The following is a 3,537-nucleotide window of genomic DNA, read 5'->3' as shown; positions in this document are numbered from 1 at the left end:
TGCCCGATAGGGCGGGGTGAGGTTTTGTAGGTAGCGAAACTGAGAACCGCTATAAATAATTGCATAAGTGTAATTATTACCTTGGTGTTTCGAGTTCAAAGTTTAAATTTTGCTGTTTGAAGTGAGAAATTTTCTGTTTGAAGTGAGAGACTTGGAGATTGGAGAGCGATCGCGTAAAAAAAAGAACCTCGCTCTTTAGTTGTGATAAGTTAGATTGCCATTTATCTCATCTGAATCTCATATGTATTAAATTTTAAAGATTACCATCCTCTTCCCCACAATCTCTTGAGGCACTAGTGATGAAATTGCTTCGTTACCTACTCCCTCTCACTACCTTGTCCTTATACACGATTAGCAACTTTGCGTCTATCACTACTGCAACAGCACAAATCATACCAGATAACAGTCTGGGTGCGGAAAGTTCAACTGTCAACCCAGATGTGATTAATGGTTTACAAAGCGATCGCGTCTCGGGAGGTGCGATTCGTGGGTCAAATTTATTTCACAGCTTTCAAGAATTTAATATTGATGCAGGTAGAGGAGCCTATTTTTCTAATCCGGCTAATATCACTAATATTCTTACCAGAGTTACAGGCAATAATCCTTCTAACATTCTCGGTAGGCTTGGTGTCTTAGGTAATGCAAATCTGTTTTTACTCAACCCCAAAGGGGTTTTTTTTGGGCCTAATGCAAGTCTGGATTTACGTGGTGGCTCATTTTTTGGCAGTACGGCCGATAGTGTATTATTTGACAACTTTGAATTCAGTGCCAGCAACCTGCAACCAGTTCCCCAGTTAACTATTAATATTCCCATAGGTTTAAGATTTCGGGATAATCCTGGCAATATTACCAGTAACAGCAGCCTGGAAGTGCAGTCTGGGCAATCTCTGAGTTTGATAGGTGGTGACGTTAGCCTCAACGGTGGGCTATTAGCAGCACCAGAAGGACGAGTTGAGTTAGGAGGATTAGCAGAAGCTGGAACAGTTGGGTTTAATCCTGATGGTAGTTTGACTTTTCCCAATAACGTGGCTAGAGGTAATGTCACACTCAGTAATCAAGCTAACGTCAGTGTCATCGGACAAGGAGGTAGTATTGCAGTTAATGCGCGAAATTTAGACATTTTTACTGGAAGCGGACTATTTGCCGGAATTCCATCAGATGCTAATTCTGATGCTCAGGCTGGTGATATTGTCATTAATGCTACAGATAGGGTCAGAATTGAGGGAGATTCTAACTCCAGTATCTCCATCATCAATGTTCCATTGGTAGGAAAGGCGGGAGATATAGTGATCAACACCAGTATCTTGGAAGGTACTGGTCGTTTTTTAATTGGTTCTGGTGCCTTTGGGCAAGGAAATGCCGGCAATGTAACAATCACAGCTACAGACAGAGTATCATTGCAGGGATTAGAAGGATTTAATAGTGGAATTGTCAGTCTTGTAGCAGATTTAGCTACAGGAAACGCTGGTAATATTACCATCAACACGCGATCGCTCTCTTTATCAAATTTTGCCCTCCTTACTTCCACCCTTGGACAAGGAAATGGAGGCAATATTGAGATTAACGCTTCTGAGTCTGTCTCGTTAAACGGTAGTAACTCAGTCCTTTCAGCCAATACCTCGTCCTCTGGAAAGGCAGGCAATATAATTATCAATACACCATCGCTTTCTTTATCTAACCGTGCTGGAATCAATACCTCTACATCTGGGCAAGGAAATGCGGGAACTATCCAGATTAACGCTGCTAATTCTGTCTCACTAGGTAGCGAATCATCTTTGCTAGCTTCTACTTTTTCCTCTGGGAATGCAGGTAATATCATCATTGATGCTCCTAATGCAACTGTCTCCTTTGATGGCGTCGGAACATCAGCCAGCACATCTGTTTTTGGTGAATCAAATTTGTTGGGAGTTGATTATTTTGGTACTGGCCAAGGTGGTGATATTAAGATCAACGCGCGATCGCTCTCCCTAACTAATGGTGCTAGTTTGTTTACTGACACTGCTGGAGAAGGTAATGCAGGAAACGTCACGATTAATGCCACTGATAACATTCAAATTGCTGGAGTATATGACAACAGTACTTTTACTGGTATCAACAGCGCTGTTCTCAATGGAGCAAGGGGTGATGCTGGCAACATTGAGATTACCACAGGGTCGCTGTTTGTAACTAATGCGGGACAACTCCTTTCCAGCACCAATGGACAGGGAAATGGGGGTAGCATCACGATTAACGCCAGCGATACCGTCTCTTTTGATGGCACAAATAACGAAGGTTCGCCCAGTGCAGCTTTCAGCAATGTAGAATCTGGGGGTGAGGGCAATGGCGGAGATATTAGCATTACTGCCAACTCACTCTTTTTAACCAATGGGGGGGAACTGAATACCTTTATCCGGGGCGGAGATGGTACAAATCCGGGTGGTATTGGTAAAGCCGGAAATGTGAAGTTAAATATCACTAATACAACTAACATTTCCGGAATCAGTGAAAATGGTACTCCCAGTGGTATTTTTAGCAGTGTAGAAACTGGGGCGATAGGCGATGCTGGCAACATTGAGATCACCACAGGATCACTTTTTGTCAGTGATGATGCCAGAATAATTGCTAGCACTTCTGGTCAGGGAAATGCTGGTAGTATCAAAATTAATGCTAATTCCTTTTTGCTCGATGCTGCTCAACTCAATACCAACAGTGACATTGAGAATCGCCAAGCAGGTAACATAGACATCACAACTACTAAGGATATTCGACTAGATAACGGAGCCTTCATTAGCGCCCAGACACAAGGTGGTCAAGGTAACATCTTCCTCAATTCCCGTGATTTAATCTTGCGCCGCAACAGTAATATCACTACTAACGCCACAGGCACAGCCACAGGTGGAAATATAACTATTGATACTGGTAACTTAGTTGCTCTCGAAAATAGCGACATCAGCGCCAATTCTCAAGAAAGCTTTGGTGGTAGAGTATTGATCACGGCTGACGCCATTTTTGGTACTCAGTTTCGAGATCAACCGACCCCAGAAAGTGACATCACAGCCACAGGTGCAAGTCCTGAGTTTGGTGGTACAGTCCAAATCGACACCGCAGATGTTGATCCCAGTCAAGGATTAGGGGAATTACCAGAAAATCTTGCAGATGCAAGTGATCAAATTGCCCAAAATCCCTGTCAAAAAGGCAGTGGTAGCGAGTTTATAGTCACCGGACGCGGTGGTTTACCTTCTAGTCCCAATGACAATTTCAGCAGTGATAATGTGCGCGTCGATTTAGTAAATCCTGCTGCAACCAGCAGTAGTAATTCCCAAGCTGCAACAACCAACCAATCGGTAACTCATACTAATGCCAAATCTATTACTCCAGCCCAAGGATGGGTATTTAACAATAAAGGCGAAGTAGTCCTGACAGCTTACGACCCCACAACTACTAGCACACCTGAACGTAGTTCTCAAGCAAATGCTGCTTGTCCTGCATTTTAACCTCACCCCGCCTTCGGCACCCCTCTCCTTTCATCTGGTAGAGTGCGTTACTAATGAACCTCAT

General features: G+C 43.4%; 1 protein-coding gene. It reads left to right on the top strand.

Annotation, left to right across the window (positions count from 1 at the left end):
• The first annotated feature begins 299 nt into the window (after positions 1-299).
• Positions 300-3,473 (top strand): two-partner secretion domain-containing protein, encoded by a 3,174-nt coding sequence (locus tag UYK_RS0115855; RefSeq protein WP_016871746.1) that lies wholly within the window; start codon positions 300-302, stop codon positions 3,471-3,473.
• Positions 3,474-3,537 lie beyond the last annotated feature (64 nt).

Origin of the sequence: Fischerella thermalis PCC 7521, assembly GCF_000317225.1 — a bacterium.
In the GTDB taxonomy this organism is placed as follows: domain Bacteria; phylum Cyanobacteriota; class Cyanobacteriia; order Cyanobacteriales; family Nostocaceae; genus Fischerella; species Fischerella thermalis.
The sequence above is the reverse complement of the archived record's forward strand: the minus strand, read 5'-3'. Positions and strand labels throughout refer to the sequence as shown.

Bases quoted from the DNA above. Each gene is read 5' to 3' on its own strand.
- UYK_RS0115855 (WP_016871746.1), top strand. From the start codon at position 300: ATGAAATTGCTTCGTTACCTACTCCCTCTCACTACCTTGTCCTTATAC.